Source organism: Sulfurovum sp. XGS-02 (assembly GCF_023213175.1).
Taxonomy (GTDB): domain Bacteria; phylum Campylobacterota; class Campylobacteria; order Campylobacterales; family Sulfurovaceae; genus Sulfurovum.
Genome location: NZ_CP093312.1, coordinates 152,258 through 168,856 on the forward strand (window position 1 = coordinate 152,258; position 16,599 = coordinate 168,856).

The following is a 16,599-nucleotide window of genomic DNA, read 5'->3' on the forward strand; positions in this document are numbered from 1 at the left end:
ATGGGAAGAGTATAAGTCGCCGAAGGAGTCAAGATGCAAAAAGTATTTGAAAATTGTTATGCCTTGGATAAAAGATGTTATGAAAGCTACGGGCTGAGTGAAGATATACTGATGGAGCATGCAGCTGCAGGTATGGCTGGCTATATTCGTACACATTTCCCCAAAGGGAGTTCCGTACTGATCGTGGCAGGTATGGGGAACAATGGTGCAGACGGTATTGCATTGGGGCGTCAGCTTCATGGAGATTACAGGGTGAAACTCTATCTTCCTTATCCTCTCAGTTCCGATATGGCAAAAATACAGTTGGAACGTGCCACGCTTATAGGTGTCAAAAAAGTTGATGAGATAAGCCAGGCGGATATAGTGGTGGATGCTCTCTTTGGTGCAGGCCTCAACCGGAATATCGACGAGAATACAGAACATCTGCTGCATCAGCTCAATGCCATGAAAGCACATAAGATCGCCTGTGATATTCCTACCGGGGTAGGAGAGGAAGGTACACTCATGCCTATGGCATTTCATGCAGATGTGACCTTGACCATGGGTGCCTATAAAGAGGCATTGTTTCTAGATGCCTGCAAAGATGTGGTAGGTGAACTTTTACGTGTTGATCTTGGCGTGAGTTCACTCTTCTATGAGGGGGAGAGCCACACCTGTCTGCTGGAGAAGTCTGATCTGAAACTTCCCAGCAGAAGAGAACAGTCCACGCACAAAGGCAGCTTCGGGCATGCCGCTGTGTTTTGCGGAGAAAAGGAGGGTGCGGGTATTATCTCCGGTATGGCTGCGGCTACATTTGGTGCAGGTCTTACGACACTGGTGGTACACGAAAAGATCACACCGCCTGCTTATCTAATGCACTCCACGGTTGTCCCTGACAATGCATCGGCTATGGCCATAGGTATGGGACTGGGGTGCCACTTTGAGAGTGAGTTTTTGCAGAAGTATGTGGTAAAAAGCCACCTGCCTATCGTCTTGGATGCAGACAGTTTCTATAATGAAGAGATCCTGGCTGTTTTGGAGCAGAAAGACAGGGAGATCGTCATCACCCCGCATCCCAAAGAGTTTGTCGTACTTTGGAAAACAGTGACAGGGGAGCAGTTGACGGTTACACAAGTCCAGAACAGACGTTTTGAGATGGTTCGAAAGTTCAATACCAAGTATCCGCATATTACGATCCTGCTTAAAGGGGCCAATACCCTTATCATGCAGGAAGAGAGACTCTACATCAACCCTTTGGGATGTTCCAAGCTCAGCAAAGGGGGGAGTGGAGATGTACTTTCGGGTCTTATCGTTGCACTGCTTGCACAGGGATATACAGCCATTGATGCAGCCATTCAGGCTTCTTTGGCCCTAGTGATCGCTGCAGATCAATATGAAGGTTCTTCTTATGCGATGCTGTCAACGGACCTGGTAGAAGAGATAGGAAAATTAGAGTGTACAGTTAAGGGCTAAAACGCTACAATGCGACGAACATAAGCATGATAGACCAAGGCAGGAAAGCATTGAATGGCAAATGGTAAAAAAATAGCTGTACTTTTTAGCGGTAAGGGAAGCAACTTCGCGTATATTGTCAAGACTTTACACCATAAAGGATTTGAAGTGGTTGTCGCATTGACAAATAATCCCAATGCCCAGGGGATAGAGATCGCAAAAGAGGCATCTATCCCTCTTGAGATCATCGACTCAAAAACGTATGAGAGCAGGGAGGCCTTTGATGCAGCAGTGGTGGAGTGTCTGAAAAAGTACGATCCCGATCTCACCGTACTTGCAGGCTTTATGCGTATCTTGACACCCACCTTTACAGACCAGATCAAAAGTATCAACCTTCATCCCTCTCTGCTCCCAAGACACAAAGGGTTGAATGCTATAGAGAAGAGTTATAAGGACGAACATACCCATGGCGGTGCATCGGTGCATTATGTCACTTCCGAACTGGATGGAGGAGAGGTGATCTTGCAAAAAGAGGTTGCCAAAGAGGGGCTGAGTTTTGAAGCCTATGATAAAAAGGTACGGAGTATTGAAAAAGAGGCACTGGCAGAAGCCATTCAAAAGGTGCTGAGCTAAGTTTTTTTGAGGCTATATCTGCAACTGTAGTGTGCACCCTTGGAGGATAGGCTGCTCTCATAGAGGTGTATCTCAGGGAGTATGACGCCCAAAGATCTTTCACGATAGGTTTTGAGTTTCTCTTTGTATGCTTTGTAATCACGTATGGCTTTGATACGGCAGAGTGTGATGTGTGGTTTGAAACGGTAAAGGTCAAAGCCTGAACCTCTGAGCTCCCTTGCTTTGTCGTAAAGTGCCTTCTCTTCGGATTTAGCAAAAAAGATTTTAGGCGGCCGTCCAAAATACCCCAACTCTTTTATGCCGGTTTGATGTTCCAGGGGAGATACCCCCTTGAGTTTATCTATGATAGGTTTTACCTCTTCCACATCACCCAGAAATACCCAGGTCAGATGCAGGTTTTGCTCTGCTACCCACTTCCCTTCGATAATATCTTTGAAATCCTCCTGGATGGAAGCATAGTCATCCAGGATGACGGGTGAACCGATGAAGAGTCTCATTTAGGCTGCCTTTTTTAGTAATGCACTGTGATATTTTGACATACTTTTTCACTTTTTTCTTTAAGGTATCAGTGATCCCAGTAGGGAATGCGTTGAATGAGGTCAAAAATCAGATAGAATAAAAAATCGCTATAATTAAAAAATGATCCTATAAAAGTTGTGAAGGTCTAGCATGTTCAAAAGAAAAATAGCACTATTCAAACTGCTTGGTTTTACAGTATCACTCGATGTGAGCTGGGGTATTATCCTTTTTTTGGTGGTATGGTCGCTCTCTAAAGGGTTCTTCCCGAGTTATTTCCCGGGACTCAGCCCTCAAACCTACTGGTGGATGGGAGTCATTGGTGCCATAGGGCTTTTTATTTCCATCATCATTCATGAATTTTCCCACGCACTGATCGCCCGTAAATATGGCTTGAAGATCAAAGGTATCACGCTCTTTATCTTTGGAGGTGTGGCTGAGATGCAGGATGAACCCAGCACGCCCAAAAGTGAATTTTTTATGGCGATCGCAGGGCCGATAGCCAGCTTTACGCTCTCCATCATATTCAGTGGTCTTGCACAAGCTGCGGAGACCATGAAATTCTCAGTACCCGTTGTAGCGCTTTTGGGCTATTTGAGTACGATCAACCTGTTGGTTGCCATCTTCAATCTCATCCCCGCATTCCCAACCGATGGGGGACGGGTACTTCGTTCATTTCTATGGTGGATAAAGGGTGATATCCACTGGGGAACACAGATCGCTTCGCGTATCAGTCTACTATTTGCCGTTGTCATTATTTTTATGGGGTTTATGCATATGATAGGAGATAATCCCATAGGAGGATTATGGTGGATACTTATCGGATCTTTTCTTTTCTTCGCTGCAAATGCTTCGTACCAAAGGTTAGTCATAAAGGAGTCATTTGAAGGAAAAACCGTACGTCATTTTATGAACCCCTCACCCGTGAGTGTGCCTTTTGATATCACACTGCAAACTTTTGTTGAGAGGTATCTCTACCGCTATCACTACAAAATGTTCCCTGTGGTCAAAGAGGGGAAGATCTTTGGAGTCATCACGGTTCAGATGCTGAAGCTGCATACCCATGAAGAGTGGAAGCATCTCCTTGTCGGAGAGGTCATGGAAGCACAAAACCCCTCCAATTCGATCGACGCAAATACGCCTATCGACGATGCCCTGAACCGAATGAATGAAAGTGGATATACACGTCTTCTAGTCGTTGAACACCATAAAGTTGTTGGTATCATCACGCTCAAGGACCTGCTTGAATATATCGCACTGAAAATGGAGCTGGAAACCATACCGTAGAAAATCCTGCTATATAGAGAGACAGGATTTGCAGTCAGGCGAATAAATTTGATATAATCAAATCAAAAAGGGAGTCAAGATGGAAGAGATCGAAACGAATGAGCGAGAAAAACCAGGGATCGCAAGGGCAGTCTATATACTTTTATATCTGATCATAGGCAGATTTATCTCTATGGTGCTTTTTGTGGTCGCTATTACCCAATTTATCTACACTTGGCTGTCAGGTGAGCCTAATGAGAAGATCTTAGAATTTACAGAAGGTTTGTCGGAGTACGCAAAACAGCTGGTCTCTTATGTAGGATTAAACACAGATGAAAAACCATGGCCATTTGGCGATTGGCCAGATGTTTAGAAAGCAGTTTATGCTTTCTTTTTAGTCTTGAAGCAACAGATTATTCAAGTATACCCACCTAAATAAAAACCTTATAAAACCTACTATGATAGAACATTTTATAAGGTTTTCTATTGAAAGGTGTAAATTTATCGCCCGCAAACGTCGCTACAGCGAATAACCTTATAAAATATGTTAGATTATAAGGTTTTCATTTTTAAGCAATTACACAAGCAGTTGCTCAGGGCACATCATCTATACTATCAAATACTCCAATTAAGAGGATAGAGAGCGTAGTGTTCCTCTAATAAATAGTTCGATTTCATAGGACCAACTAATGTACAACACAGATGCCCCACTATATCCAGAGACAAAGACGGATGAATATTTTATCTACACATCTATAAAATCATCTGGCTTTGCTGGTCTAAACGTCAGAAATGGTCCTTATGGCGCTCTATCCAGCAATGAACCATCGGATGGAACCGTCGATTATTCAGCCGATAAGGACATGGACAAAGATACTTTCCTTTCCGAATCCAAATGGATCAGCGATCATGCGGATGAAATTCTTAATTTAGCTCTTGCTGCTATGGTTGATCAGTACTGGGAGAATCGGGAATACGTACTTGAGTGTCTTATTGATGAAAATCCAGACGATGTAGTCCCGGAAATTTCAGGTCCACAGGATCTCAAGAATCTATGTGGCATAGTTGCTATTCACATTAAAGACCCTGATAAATCAGAAAATCATCGATTCGGAATTGAATTTGGGTGTAATTGGGAAGAAGAGCATGGCGCGGGCGTGCGGTTCGAGAATTTAAAGGTTATTAAAAATGGACATGCGTCAGATGCATTTAGCTTTCGCTGAAATTGAACAAAATACCCATCCAGAGGCCTTTGGCACCGGTTAGATTTAACGTTACTCTAAAACCTTATAAAATATATAAATTTATAAGGTTTTCTATTTTCATCTTTTATATTGAAAACGACATATACACGAAACGCGAATGAAAGAATCTATTTCAATAAGATGTTGAAACAAACGGTGTGCTATAATTCCGCAAAGATACCATAGAGGAATAAAGATATGCAGTCCTACGACGATGAAAAAAACAAAGCAGGTGCCAAAGTACTCTTTATGATCGCACAGATGATAGTGCTCACTATGGTCTATATCATCATCTATACTTCTTTTGTAGCGGTCGGGTATGCTATAGAAGAGTATGGTATAAGCCCGTTGATGTATTTCCCGGTGTTTGTGGCACTGGTCATTTTCCCCATTCTTCTTTATAAATATAGACAAATGTTCAATGCAGGCAGAATGATGGCTGCCTTTATATGGACGATGGCTACAGCTTCACTGATCATTGTCCTGTTGTATGTCTATGTTGCACAGATCGTAGGGTAACGGTTCTTCTTGATACGATTTTTTCCTAAAAAACACCAAAAGATACTCAAACTTGCACTCCCTGCAGCGGTGAATTCCCTGCTCGATATGCTTCAAGTGATCACAGACCTTATCATGGTGGGACGGCTTTCCGCTTTTGCCGTGGCAGCAGTAGGGCTTGGGCTGCAGTCACTGATGTTCTTGTTTGCAATGCTCTCTTTGCTTCACATAGGTACCTCTGCACTGCTTTCACGTTTTGTGGGTGCAGGGCAATTCAGGCGTGCTTCTACGGGGCTTTCAACGCTGCTTCAATTCGCTCTTTTCCTCTCTTTGCCTGTGATGGGATTCTGGTACTTTTTTGCATCCAATGTCTATGTATGGTTTGGCACCGTACACGAGGTTGTCAGATTAGGTGAGGAGTATGTACAAACATTGACATGGATGTTGCCGTTTGTCCTTGCCAAACTGGTCTTTGTTACGGCGCTCAATGCTGCGGGAGATACCAAAACACCGATGCAGATCAAGATAGCCTCCATTGCACTCAATGTATTTTTGAATTACCTGTTGATCTTCGGGAATCACGGATTTCCACAGCTGGGTGTGATGGGTGCAGCGGTAGGTACCGTGATCGTCAATATCTTGGAGATGATCGTCTATATGGTTCTCTACCTTAGAGAGAAAACCCCCTATATCCCTGCCTGGCACTACTCGCAATCTCTTTTAAAGCGTGCACTTAAAGTAGGTATCCCCGCTTCGTTTGAACGCTCTTTGACCTTTGGAAGCTTTATGCTCTTTACGGTGATCATCGCACAGTTTGGGACAGAAGTCTTGGCAGGGTACCAGATAGGGTTAAGGGTAGAAGGGTTGGCTTTTATGCCGGGTATCGGATTTACCATTGCCGCAATGGCGCTGATGGGACAGGGGTTAGGTGCAAAAAAACCTGAACAGTCCAGGGAGGATGTCATTCTCGTGCTCAAATACACGGTAGGCTTCATGTTCTTTCTTTCGTTCTTTATGATCTTTATGCCGGAGAAGATCGTGTGGCTCTTTACCGATGATGCACAGACCATTGAAGAAGCGAGTCTCTATCTGCGTATCGTCGGACTCTCACAGATCCCTTTGGCCTATAATTTTGTCCTCTCTGGTGCCCTGCGTGGTGCAGGGGATACCAAGCGGACATTGAAGATCAACCTTGTTTCTGTGTGGCTTGTGCGTATCATCCCTGCGTTTGTGTTGAGCTGGTATTTTGAGTCTATCTTGCTGGTCTATATCGCGATGATATCAGATACGTTTGTCAAAGCCACATGGCTCTGGAGGACCTTTGATAAAGGTCAGTGGCAAAAGATCAAAGTCTAAATGATCTATTGCTTTACATCGTCCTTACATCTAAAAAACTTCCGCTCTCATAGGCCAGAAGTTTGGGAAATGTAGCGATGAGGTTCTTGGCGGCTTCCCCAGGTGTTTGGATAGGGTTCTCTTTGAGTCTTTTGGCTGATGGGAAGAGCGTATCATCCACCTCTTCTATGATATGCTCAACCATAGGGGTACGGATGACTCCGGGTGCCAGCGCGGTAAAATGGATCTCGGGCAACTCTTTGGCATAGACACTCAGTAGCATGTTCAGCGCAGCTTTTGAGAGTGCGTAGGCTCCCCAGCCTTTGGAACCGTTCACTGCCGCACCTGAACTGATGCCTACGATCTGGTTTACATGTGCTGCATGTGCATGGAGGGTGTCTATGAGTTCTTTGTTCGCCCAGACATTGACCTCCATCACCGCTTTGGCATCCATGAGGTCTGTCTTGGAAAGTGTCGTGATCTCACCTAAAAGCCCGGCATTGAGGATCACCATGTCAAAGGAGCGGTGCTGTAAAAACTCTTTGAGTGTCGATTGGATCATGAAAGTTTCACTCAGATCATACGGGAAAAAGAAAAAATGGGGATAATGGTCAAGTTTTTTTGGCAGGGTTTTGCCTATCGCATAGACACTGTCACCATTTTCCAAATATTGTATAGCCAAAGCTTCACCAAGTCCTGAACTCACACCTGTAATCAGAATGTTTTTCATCACTGTCATCCTTTTGTAATATATTTGCCATTTTGATATGATATAATTATATCAGAAAGTAAAAGTCCCATGAAGCATAATGGAAATATGATATTTGAACGGGGTTTATCTAATCAAAAAGGAAAGCAATGAGCAATAAAGAAGTAAAAACTTTAGATCAAAGAATTGAGCGAATTTATAAAATGGCAAAAGAGCATTTCGGCGAAGTACGTTTTGTCGGGATCAAAAAACATACAAAGATCGGTTGGGTTGCCAAGATACAGTTCGATGAGTTTGAATCTCTTGTTGCTGAAGGTGAAAATGCTACGGTGGCATTGAAAAATCTGCGTAAACGTCTTTCAAGAATTATCGATCGTTACAACATGGTATAAGCCTTGAAAAAGAATATTATCCTCATAGGTTTCATGGGTGTAGGAAAAGGTACGACTGCGCGTGCATTTACAAAAAAATACGGTACCTATATCATAGATACGGATGATCTTATAGAGTCCAAAGAGAACAAAGAGGTCAAAAAAATATTTGCTAAAAAAGGCGAAGCGTATTTTAGGGCACAGGAGCAGGAAACCGCCAACTGGATAGAGAAATGCGTGACAGGTACGCTCATCTCTTGCGGCGGCGGTTTCTACAAAGTGGATAACCTGAAGAAGCTGGGGACGGTCGTCTTGCTCGATGCTTCGTTTGAATGGATCCACAACCGTCTGAAAACAGCGAAAAATGCTGAATCAAAACTGGCAAAACGTCCACTTTTTTCAGATGAGAAAAAGGCGAAGAAACTCTATGATGAACGTGAAAAGGCCTATAGAAAAGTCGCGGATGTGATCATCGATGTAGAGAAGCTTACTTTAGAGGAACAGATCAAGCAAATTGCTAAGAAATGCAAGGTTTAAAGTTTATTTGATTGACTAAATTGCCTTTTTGTTTAATCTGTGGTGTTGTTCCCCTCTTACTTTTTTAGAAAAAGCGCCCTGACAAAAGGAAGAAGTACCCTTGGAGAGAAGCAAGAATCGTCGTGTCTCTCGATGTAATCCCGTAGGAACGAGGACAATCGCTTCACTTACAAGGGTATTCGCCACGACAGAATTTATAAATAGTGAGAGATATTACTTATTATTTTGTGAAATCAAATAATCCAACCCTTTATAGACTGCGGTCAAGAGAGCGAAGATGAGCATGGTGCTGCCCATACAGTAGGGTGCCTGTTCTATAAATGGGGCTGGAGATTGTGAGATGGTGAAAATCACATATCCCCACACTAAAAAAGCGATAAACCCCAGCAGCCGTTTGGTCCATGTGATAAGTAAGAGTGATGTTTCTTTTTTCATATGCTTATTTTATCCAAATTTGATATAATTTCAACAAATAAACTTCGAGAGTGTGCATGCAACGATTTGAAACGTATCTAAATGAAAACTTACCAAAAGTACCAAGTTTCCATCCCGTATATGAAGAAGCGCTCGGTGTGATGCTGACTGCCGGGGGGAAACGTTTCCGTCCTATGTTGCTTCTGAATATCGTTGATGCGTATGAACCGATGCTTTATAACGGTGCTTTACCCGTAGCATTGGCACTTGAAATGTTCCATACCTATTCACTGATACATGATGATCTGCCTGCAATGGATGATGCGGATCTGCGTCGCGGACATGAGACGCTGCATAAGCGTTTTGATGAAGTGACCGCTATTCTTGCAGGAGATGCGCTTAACACCGATGCGTTTTATCTCATTGCCAAGGCACCGCTGCGCGAAGATGTGAAAATAAAACTGGTAGAGTTACTTGCACGCGATGGAGGCGGTCGCGGTATGGTACTTGGACAAGCCATAGACTGCTATTTTGAAAACCAGCCATTGGATATAGAACAGGTCAAAACACTCCATAAAAACAAAACAGCCAAACTCATCGCTACCTCCATGCAGATGGGAGCGGTGATCGTGGGGCTTGAGAAGAAAGCACAGGATGCACTCTATGATTTCGGTATCGATCTTGGGCTGCTCTTCCAGATACAAGATGATATCATAGATGAGACACAGAGTGAAGAAGAGGCGGGAAAACCGACAGGAAATGACAGTGATAAAAATAGCTTTGTCAATCTTTTAGGACTGGAAAAGACGCTTGAAGAGGCAGACAGTTTGGCAAAAGATTTACAAAGACGATTTGAAGACTTTGATGAGAAGTTACAAACAGCTTTACAACCCTTAATGAACACATACCTATACAGACACAACTAAAGGAATAACTATGGCAATGACAGAGCAGAACAAGATGCGCAAAAAGATGGCAAACACGATCAGATTTTTAGCCGCTGATGCGGTACAAAAAGCAAATTCAGGACACCCGGGTGCACCTATGGGTCTTGCAGATATCGCAGTGGTATTGAGTGAAAAACTGAGCCATAACCCTAAAAACCCGAAATGGCTCAACCGTGACCGCTTGGTTTTCTCAGGGGGACATGCATCTGCACTGATCTACTCTCTTTTACATCTTTGGGGCTACGATGTGACGATTGATGATCTGAAAAATTTCCGTCAATTAGACTCCAAGACTCCGGGGCACCCGGAGTATGGGCATACTGAAGGTATAGAGATCACTACAGGGCCTTTGGGACAGGGTATCGCCAATGCGGTAGGTTTTGCTATGGCAGAAGCTTATACAGCCAATCAGGTAAACTCAGAGACCTGCGAACTGATAGACCATAAAGTCTACTGTCTCTGTGGTGACGGTGACTTGCAGGAAGGTATCTCTTACGAAGCCTGTGCACTTGCCGGACACTTGGGGCTTAAAGATCTGGTGCTTATCTATGACAACAATGAGATCACGATCGAGGGTGATACAAGCATCGCATGGAGTGAAGATGTTGAAAAACGTTTTGATGCACAGAACTGGAACGTGATGAAGATCAACGGTCACTGTTATGATGATATCGAGAAAGCCTTGGAAGAGGTACAAACCGCTACGAAACCTACGATCATCATCGCCAATACGATCATCGGTAAGGGTGCAGGTGATATGGAAGGCTCTCATCATACACATGGTGCGCCTCTAGGTGCAGATATCATCGCGGAGTCAAAAGCAAAAGAAGGGTTTGACCCTGAAGCATTCTTCCAGATTCCAGAAGATGTGCTGCTGAGATTCAGATGTGCACTAGAGCAAGGTGAACTTGCAGAGAAAGAGTGGATACACAGACAAAAAGAAGCACCGCTTATCGAGCAGAATGAAGCGTTGGATAGACTTCTTAACCCTGATTTCTCAGCGATCGAGTTCCCGGACTTCTCTGGAGATAAAACGATGGCAACCAGAGATTCAAACGGTAAGATCCTTAACGCTATTGCGACAGCGGTTCCATCTTTCATCGGTGGTTCAGCAGACCTGGCACCGTCGAACAAAACAGAGCTCAAAGATCTGGGAGACTTCCCTAAAGGAAGAAACCTTCACTTTGGTATCCGTGAGCACTCTATGGCAGCGATCACGAATGCGATGGCACTCTATGGTACGACGATCCCGTTCAATGCAACCTTCTTTGTATTCTCTGATTATTTGAAGCCTGCTGCACGTATCGCAGCGTTGACAAAGATCCAAAACTTCTTTGTCTGGACGCATGACAGTATCGGTGTAGGGGAAGATGGTCCTACCCATGAGCCTATTGAACACCTCTCTCAGTTTAGAGCACTGCCTAACTTCTATGTATGGAGACCGGCAGATGCAACGGAGAATGTAGAAGCATGGAGAACAGCACTGACGATGCAAGCGCCGCACGGTTTTGTATTGAGCCGTCAAAAGCTTGAAACATTGAAGCCAAAAAGAGATTTCGGTGAGGTAAGCAGAGGTGCCTACATCGTCAAGAAAAGAAAAGATGCGAACTTTACATTGATGGCTTCAGGTTCAGAGTTGATGCCTTGTCTAAAGGCAGCATGCCACCTGGCTGTACTCGGTATCAAAGCAAACGTTGTCTCTGTACCATGTTTGGATCTTTTCAATGAGCAGGATGCAGAGTACAAAGCAGCTGTGGTGGATCCAAATACAAAAGTACTTGCAGTCGAAGCAGCGACAGGTACAGAGTACTACCGTTATGCGGATGATGTTCTCGGTATGGAGAGTTTCGGAGCCTCAGCACCGGCAGAACAGCTCTTTGAGAAGTTCGGATTTACGCAAGAAGGCATCATGAAACGTGCATGTGCCTTGATGGATGTAGAGTACAGAGAAGTGGAGCTTGGAGAGTGTAAACTCTAAGCGCTCTATCCGCTTCGTTTAAAACCTCAGTGTTTTATTGGGGTGGGCATACAAAGTAACGCATGTTGATACTTTGCAGTGGTGTGCTCCATCCTAGATAGTAGCTCTTTTCTGCATTTCGTATCACAGTATAATCTTCTTTAAAATAGTGTTTCAGTACTCTCTCTATGGAGTTGCTTTGCCCTTCTATCTCTACGATCCAGACAAAGGTGAGTTTTTTTAACTGATGCACCTCTTTTCTTTTTCGTATGATGGCACGTAAAGAGGCTTCCGCTTCACACGCTGTAGTATCGTCGGCCAATACCGTGACTTCGATCACAGCTTCCAGACCATCGACACTTTGGATCTTTTTCCAGTAGTCGTGTTTGAATTTATTGAAAAATGCCGGTTTAGGAATGGATTTACTTGAGGCAACCATGTAGTTGACCCTTTGGATGTAATCAGGTGCATGGGCAACGATCTGTTCGATCTGCGTATCATCATATGTACAAGGGGTAAATCCCTCTGTATCTATCAGGTTGCTCTGTGTGAAAAAAGTAAGAGATACGGGGTCGGTGATCCTTGTTTTTTCATGCACTATAGCGACAGGATACGCTTTTTGGCAACCATAGGTACTCTCATTAAAGCACAGATGTAATGACTCTTTGATCTGTATCTTAGAAGGCGTGTGTTGCAGTGACTCTTGAAGCTCTTTGATGAGAGGTGTAAGCATCAGCTCAGCATCCCTCTGATCTCATCTTCATCTATGAGGTCTTTTTCGTATTTGATGACAGCGATGTTTTCTGTTTCATTCACATAACTCTCTACGATCGCTTCATGACTCTTCAGTGAAGCCACCCTTTCACGGTCGAAAATATCCAGAGGAAGGTAGACATTCCCTCGGTTGTTCGGGTTTGGCATGGTAGCTACCCAGATGAACCATACTATAGAGATCATCGCCACCACAACGGCAAGTGTAGCTCTGTCATAGTGCTGCATAAGCCAACCAGCAAGCAGACCTCCCAGGAAGATACCTACATAGGCAAAGGTATTGGCTACACCCAGGGCCGCACCTTTTTGGTGGACCTTGGCGAATTTGGCCACGAAACTCTGCAAGAGAGGCTCAAACATATTGAACCCGATGAAGAAAAGTACTACACCCACGACAAAGACCCATGCTGTACTTGCAAATCCCATCGCAAGAAACCCTAGGAAGATCACGGAAACCGAGATCATAAAGACCTGTTTCCCTTTTCCGTACTTCTCTCCGAATATCGCTGCAGGTGCCATAGCAAAGAAACCAAAGATCATTGCAGGGAAATAGACTTTCCAGAGTTCGGATTTATCCCAACCAAATCCGCCCTCTGTGAGTCCATGTGTCATGACGACGGGGATGATAAAAAATGCCATGGTCATAATAGAGGAGTGGAAAAGAAAAGTAATATACATACGTGTCAGTGATCTGTCTTTAAAGACCTCTATCATTTTGGACTCCTCCTCTTCATAGCTGTGTACGATCGTCGGAGGTTGAGGTACGGAAGTAAATAAGATACCTATCGCCATCACTGAAAGAATCGCCGTCAGCCAAAAGAGTTTGTCTATCCCCCAGTGACCGCCCACAACAGGCGCGATGATCATCGCTGCGGCAAAGCTCAGTGCGATCGTCCCACCCATGATGGCCATGGCATGTGCACGCTGCTCCTCTTTTACCAAGTCTGCAACCATTGCTGAGACCACAGAACCGATGGCGCCTGCACCCTGAAGGAAACGTCCGATAAGAAGCATATAGATATTTTCACTCACCGCAGCGATCACAGAACCGATAATAAAGATGATCAGACCAAAAAGCAGGGTCTTCTTACGTCCCAGTTTGTCACTCGCTAGTCCAAATGGTACCTGAAAAGCCGCCTGTGTAAGGGCATAACCCCCTACAACAAGTCCTGCAAGGAAGGGTGTTGCACCTTCCATATCAAGTGCATAGATGGAGAGAACAGGAAGAACGATAAAGAGTCCAAAAAATCTCAATCCCACAATGAGACTGAGCGGCATGATCTGTTTAATCATAGTGATACCTCTATTTAGATAAAATTTCTCTCATTATATAACGAAATATTTAAGAGTAGATGATATAGGTAAAGATCTGTCATCTCACGCAAAATAGGAAGCCTGAGTGGAAGGTATTTTCACACGGTTTCACGCTGTAAGAAGGAGATTGAAATGCGTATGGTGTTAGCGACAGGGAATAAAGGAAAGCTACGTGAATTCAAACAAATGTGTGAAGATGAAGTGGTCGCTTTTTCTGAACTTTTAGGTGAATTTGATATCGTAGAGGACGGCGATACATTTGCGGCCAATGCACTTATCAAAGCACGTGCAATCTATGAAAAACTGGGGGAAGAGTATCTGGTGATATCCGATGACAGCGGTATCTCCCTCCCTATACTTGACGGGGCACCGGGGATCTACTCCGCACGTTATGCAGGAGAGGGTGCCACAGATAAAGAGAACCTCTATAAGCTCATAGAAGCAGTGAAAGAAAAAGGGCTCAAGTCTACACCGGCATATTATACGGCGGCGATCGCCATTGTCTCCAAGTATGGAGAGTATGTGGTACATGGCTGGATGCATGGAGATGTCATAGATGAGGTGAGAGGGGACAAGGGATTCGGGTATGACCCTATTTTCATCCCTGCGGGGTTTGACAAGACTTTGGGCGAATTGGATGAGAGTGTTAAAAAAGAGATGTCACACAGAGCACAGGCAATGAAGTTGGCCAAACCGATCATACAAATGTTAAAGGGTAAACAATGAAAAAACAGTTTATGGAAGACCTGCAGGTCATTTATGACGAACTGCAAAGCAGACAGGCAACGCTTAATGCCTACTATGAACTTTTAGATAAGGGACATGACAAAGCAAACGAGATCGTGGATGCTTTTTTAACGCTTATCGATATACCCAGAGATGATGATGCTACGATGGCTGCACTGACACGTATCGTTAATCTTCGTGAAGATGCCCTGGAGCAGGTATTGGAAAAACAGGGGTGTTCTGAAGATGAGATCAGAGTCAAAAAAGAATTGGCATACGGTTTTGTCAGTACGATGCATATCACACGGCATGAAAATTTCATTGCATGGGTGGAGGAGAAGCAGCTTCTTACCCCTTTTTACCGTTCATTGATGTTGGGTGTACATCATGTCGGTCTTGCTATGAGCGTCTGGCAAAGTCACTGGACACACCATATTCTTTATTCTGTAAACCTTGAGCTCAGTGAAATGTTTCATGGTGATGATGCAAAAGTCTTTGAGATGCTTCAGAACGAGTCTCTGTTGGACAGGGATGAGAGCGGATCTGTAGGAGATAGATCCTACTCTGTACTTAAAAAAGAGGATGGAGAGTATAAAAGCATTGCTTATGCAGAAGCATTTCCTGAAGAGGTGGCACAAGTGACGACAGCACTTGAACAGCTCATTGCACTTTTGCACCAACATGAAGATGATGTCTTTGATCAAAAAGCGGAATGGATAGCCTATTTTACAGCGCTCAAAATCGCCTTTACACATACGAAAACCGATGAACTCATAGGTAAATGGGCAGATGTGGACAGACGCTGGATGGCGGTTACGACACCCTTGCAGGTAGGGCATCCGTTAGAGTATTATGAAGACCATTATAGAAAAGCTGTTGCGTTGGAATGGGATCTGCGTATTGTCAACCCCAAATTACAAGAAGGATCAAGTACACGTAACAACATTAAACTTTTTGCCTATGAAATGGCAAAAAATTTTGGTCAAGATGCCTTGCATACGATGAGCAAAAACCTTTTACAGGTTGATGAAACCCAACTCTATATAGGTCAACCCGTTCTTTACTACGGAGCAGAATTCAATGGTCTTTTCTCGGCACAGGTCGTACCCAATGATGAACAGGTTTCCTCAGAACTTGGGAAAAAGATCTTTGCGTATGCCGACTTTGTCATGGAGTCTAAAAAATCTAAGCCGATCATGAAACTTTCAGTCGAAACAATGGGTGAAGATTTTGTGAAGGCGCAACGAGAGCTTATTGATACAGATCCCGATCTTTGGCAAGAGATCTACGATATCTCCACGGTAGGGCATGAGTACGGGCATATCTTATGGATAGATGCAGATACAGAGACCAAGATGAACTGCTCCGGGCAGTTTAAAAATATCGAAGAGTTTAAAGCCACTTCAGGCGGTTTGATGGCGTTTTTTCATAATGAACGTGAAGCACTTAAAGAGCACATTGTCAATGACCTTGTTTTCCGTGCAGTGGGGCTAATGGCGTGGCGTGAAGTCGGTGAAGTATTGCCCTATTATTGTGAAGGGTTGATTCATCTTGATATCCTCTTCAGCTCAGGGGTCATTACCTATGACGGCGAGATACAGATCGACTACAGCAAATATGACAAGATGAAAGAGACCTATCAAAATGCCTATAAAAATCTGGCAGAAAATTATCTTTCAAAAGTGGATGCAAACCTCTATTTGAGCACCTATGCGCGTAAGGAAAATGGTGTATTTTTACCGGTAAAAGAGGAGATCAGGGCGTTTGTAGAGCACTATTACAGAAGATATAAAGAGATAGGTCAGCAAACAACCGTACTCTCCTAAAAACGGAGCAGAGGGGATCTCCTCCTCTTCTGGTATTATTTAATTATTCTCCTTCACCATTCTCTAACCTCATTTTGGGTATAATCCACGTAATTATGCCGTCT

The 16,599-nt window shown here is 43.9% G+C and carries 18 protein-coding genes; 13 read left to right on the forward strand and 5 right to left on the reverse strand.

All coding sequences use genetic code 11. From position 1 onward, the window contains the following. Nucleotides 1–33: 33 nt before the first annotated feature. A complete protein-coding gene (locus MN086_RS00780) occupies nt 34–1,452 on the forward strand; it encodes an NAD(P)H-hydrate dehydratase (RefSeq protein WP_248576159.1) in 1,419 nt (472 codons plus the stop codon). A 54-nt stretch (nt 1,453–1,506) separates the two neighbouring features. Further along, a complete protein-coding gene (purN, locus tag MN086_RS00785) occupies nt 1,507–2,064 on the forward strand; it encodes a phosphoribosylglycinamide formyltransferase (protein WP_248576160.1) in 558 nt (185 codons plus the stop codon). Here purN and thpR read toward each other — a convergent pair. Then, nucleotides 2,061–2,561, reverse strand: coding sequence for an RNA 2',3'-cyclic phosphodiesterase (gene thpR / locus MN086_RS00790; protein ID WP_248576161.1), 501 nt, complete (start codon nt 2,559–2,561; stop codon nt 2,061–2,063). The genes purN and thpR overlap by 4 nt on opposite strands. Before the next feature lie 172 nt (nt 2,562–2,733). Here thpR and MN086_RS00795 point away from each other — a divergent pair, with 172 nt between their 5' ends. The 5 genes from MN086_RS00795 (at nt 2,734) to MN086_RS00815 (ending at nt 6,944) form a co-directional block, all read left to right on the forward strand. Beyond that, a complete protein-coding gene (locus MN086_RS00795; protein WP_248576162.1) occupies nt 2,734–3,867 on the forward strand; it encodes a site-2 protease family protein in 1,134 nt (377 codons plus the stop codon). A 79-nt stretch (nt 3,868–3,946) separates the two neighbouring features. Then, complete coding sequence (locus MN086_RS00800; protein WP_248576163.1) at nt 3,947–4,219, forward strand: DUF4389 domain-containing protein; 273 nt, start codon at nt 3,947–3,949, stop codon at nt 4,217–4,219. Between the two features lie 316 nt (nt 4,220–4,535). After that, nucleotides 4,536–5,069 carry a hypothetical protein gene (locus MN086_RS00805; protein ID WP_248576164.1) on the forward strand — a complete coding sequence of 178 codons (534 nt, stop codon included), beginning with the start codon at nt 4,536–4,538 and terminating at the stop codon, nt 5,067–5,069. Between the two features lie 219 nt (nt 5,070–5,288). Next, the gene (locus MN086_RS00810) at nt 5,289–5,609 is read left to right on the forward strand and encodes a hypothetical protein (protein WP_248576165.1); all 321 of its coding nucleotides are present in this window, start codon (nt 5,289–5,291) and stop codon (nt 5,607–5,609) included. 9 nt (nt 5,610–5,618) lie between these two features. After that, nucleotides 5,619–6,944, forward strand: coding sequence for an MATE family efflux transporter (locus MN086_RS00815; RefSeq protein ID WP_248576166.1), 1,326 nt, complete (start codon nt 5,619–5,621; stop codon nt 6,942–6,944). Between the two features lie 13 nt (nt 6,945–6,957). Here MN086_RS00815 and MN086_RS00820 read toward each other — a convergent pair whose 3' ends face one another. Continuing rightward, nucleotides 6,958–7,653, reverse strand: coding sequence for an SDR family NAD(P)-dependent oxidoreductase (locus MN086_RS00820; protein WP_248576167.1), 696 nt, complete (start codon nt 7,651–7,653; stop codon nt 6,958–6,960). Between the two features lie 128 nt (nt 7,654–7,781). Here MN086_RS00820 and MN086_RS00825 point away from each other — a divergent pair, with 128 nt between their 5' ends. After that, nucleotides 7,782–8,024, forward strand: coding sequence for a hypothetical protein (locus tag MN086_RS00825; protein WP_223892169.1), 243 nt, complete (start codon nt 7,782–7,784; stop codon nt 8,022–8,024). A 3-nt stretch (nt 8,025–8,027) separates the two neighbouring features. Then, on the forward strand, nt 8,028–8,540 hold the full coding sequence (locus MN086_RS00830; RefSeq protein ID WP_248576168.1) for a shikimate kinase: 513 nt from the start codon (nt 8,028–8,030) through the stop codon (nt 8,538–8,540). A gap of 213 nt (nt 8,541–8,753) precedes the next feature. Here the strand turns inward: MN086_RS00830 and MN086_RS00835 are convergent, their stop codons facing one another. Beyond that, nucleotides 8,754–8,975: a hypothetical protein gene (locus MN086_RS00835; protein ID WP_248576169.1), complete on the reverse strand. Its 222-nt coding sequence runs from the start codon at nt 8,973–8,975 to the stop codon at nt 8,754–8,756. A 56-nt stretch (nt 8,976–9,031) separates the two neighbouring features. On the opposite strand from MN086_RS00835, the gene MN086_RS00840 reads away from it, so the two are divergent. Then, complete coding sequence (locus MN086_RS00840) at nt 9,032–9,880, forward strand: polyprenyl synthetase family protein (protein WP_248576170.1); 849 nt, start codon at nt 9,032–9,034, stop codon at nt 9,878–9,880. Nucleotides 9,881–9,890: 10 nt separating this feature from the next. Beyond that, nucleotides 9,891–11,879: a transketolase gene (tkt, locus tag MN086_RS00845; RefSeq protein ID WP_248576171.1), complete on the forward strand. Its 1,989-nt coding sequence runs from the start codon at nt 9,891–9,893 to the stop codon at nt 11,877–11,879. A 34-nt stretch (nt 11,880–11,913) separates the two neighbouring features. On the opposite strand, the gene MN086_RS00850 is transcribed toward tkt, so the two are convergent. After that, a complete protein-coding gene (locus MN086_RS00850; RefSeq protein WP_248576172.1) occupies nt 11,914–12,591 on the reverse strand; it encodes a hypothetical protein in 678 nt (225 codons plus the stop codon). Further along, nucleotides 12,591–13,922 (reverse strand): MFS transporter, encoded by a 1,332-nt coding sequence (locus tag MN086_RS00855; protein ID WP_248576173.1) that lies wholly within the window; start codon nt 13,920–13,922, stop codon nt 12,591–12,593. The genes MN086_RS00850 and MN086_RS00855 overlap by 1 nt, the downstream gene beginning before the upstream one ends. A gap of 153 nt (nt 13,923–14,075) precedes the next feature. On the opposite strand from MN086_RS00855, the gene rdgB reads away from it, so the two are divergent. Next, nucleotides 14,076–14,669, forward strand: a complete 594-nt coding sequence (gene rdgB, locus MN086_RS00860; protein WP_248576174.1) for an RdgB/HAM1 family non-canonical purine NTP pyrophosphatase — start codon at nt 14,076–14,078, stop codon at nt 14,667–14,669. Beyond that, nucleotides 14,666–16,495 carry an invasion protein CiaB gene (gene ciaB, locus MN086_RS00865; RefSeq protein ID WP_248576175.1) on the forward strand — a complete coding sequence of 610 codons (1,830 nt, stop codon included), beginning with the start codon at nt 14,666–14,668 and terminating at the stop codon, nt 16,493–16,495. The genes rdgB and ciaB overlap by 4 nt, the downstream gene beginning before the upstream one ends. Nucleotides 16,496–16,599 lie beyond the last annotated feature (104 nt).

Excerpts from the sequence above, each read along its gene's own strand:
- ciaB (WP_248576175.1), top strand. The coding sequence starts at position 14,666 with ATGAAAAAACAGTTTATGGAAGACCTGCAGGTCATTTATGACGAACTG.
- MN086_RS00810 (WP_248576165.1), top strand. The coding sequence starts at position 5,289 with ATGCAGTCCTACGACGATGAAAAAAACAAAGCAGGTGCCAAAGTACTC.
- MN086_RS00820 (WP_248576167.1), bottom strand. The coding sequence starts at position 7,653 with ATGAAAAACATTCTGATTACAGGTGTGAGTTCAGGACTTGGTGAAGCT.
- MN086_RS00795 (WP_248576162.1), top strand. The coding sequence starts at position 2,734 with ATGTTCAAAAGAAAAATAGCACTATTCAAACTGCTTGGTTTTACAGTA.
- purN (WP_248576160.1), top strand. The coding sequence starts at position 1,507 with ATGGCAAATGGTAAAAAAATAGCTGTACTTTTTAGCGGTAAGGGAAGC.
- MN086_RS00850 (WP_248576172.1), bottom strand. The coding sequence starts at position 12,591 with ATGCTTACACCTCTCATCAAAGAGCTTCAAGAGTCACTGCAACACACG.
- MN086_RS00855 (WP_248576173.1), bottom strand. The coding sequence starts at position 13,922 with ATGATTAAACAGATCATGCCGCTCAGTCTCATTGTGGGATTGAGATTT.
- MN086_RS00780 (WP_248576159.1), top strand. The coding sequence starts at position 34 with ATGCAAAAAGTATTTGAAAATTGTTATGCCTTGGATAAAAGATGTTAT.
- thpR (WP_248576161.1), bottom strand. The coding sequence starts at position 2,561 with ATGAGACTCTTCATCGGTTCACCCGTCATCCTGGATGACTATGCTTCC.
- MN086_RS00835 (WP_248576169.1), bottom strand. The coding sequence starts at position 8,975 with ATGAAAAAAGAAACATCACTCTTACTTATCACATGGACCAAACGGCTG.
- tkt (WP_248576171.1), top strand. The coding sequence starts at position 9,891 with ATGGCAATGACAGAGCAGAACAAGATGCGCAAAAAGATGGCAAACACG.
- MN086_RS00825 (WP_223892169.1), top strand. The coding sequence starts at position 7,782 with ATGAGCAATAAAGAAGTAAAAACTTTAGATCAAAGAATTGAGCGAATT.
- MN086_RS00805 (WP_248576164.1), top strand. The coding sequence starts at position 4,536 with ATGTACAACACAGATGCCCCACTATATCCAGAGACAAAGACGGATGAA.
- rdgB (WP_248576174.1), top strand. The coding sequence starts at position 14,076 with ATGCGTATGGTGTTAGCGACAGGGAATAAAGGAAAGCTACGTGAATTC.
- MN086_RS00840 (WP_248576170.1), top strand. The coding sequence starts at position 9,032 with ATGCAACGATTTGAAACGTATCTAAATGAAAACTTACCAAAAGTACCA.
- MN086_RS00800 (WP_248576163.1), top strand. The coding sequence starts at position 3,947 with ATGGAAGAGATCGAAACGAATGAGCGAGAAAAACCAGGGATCGCAAGG.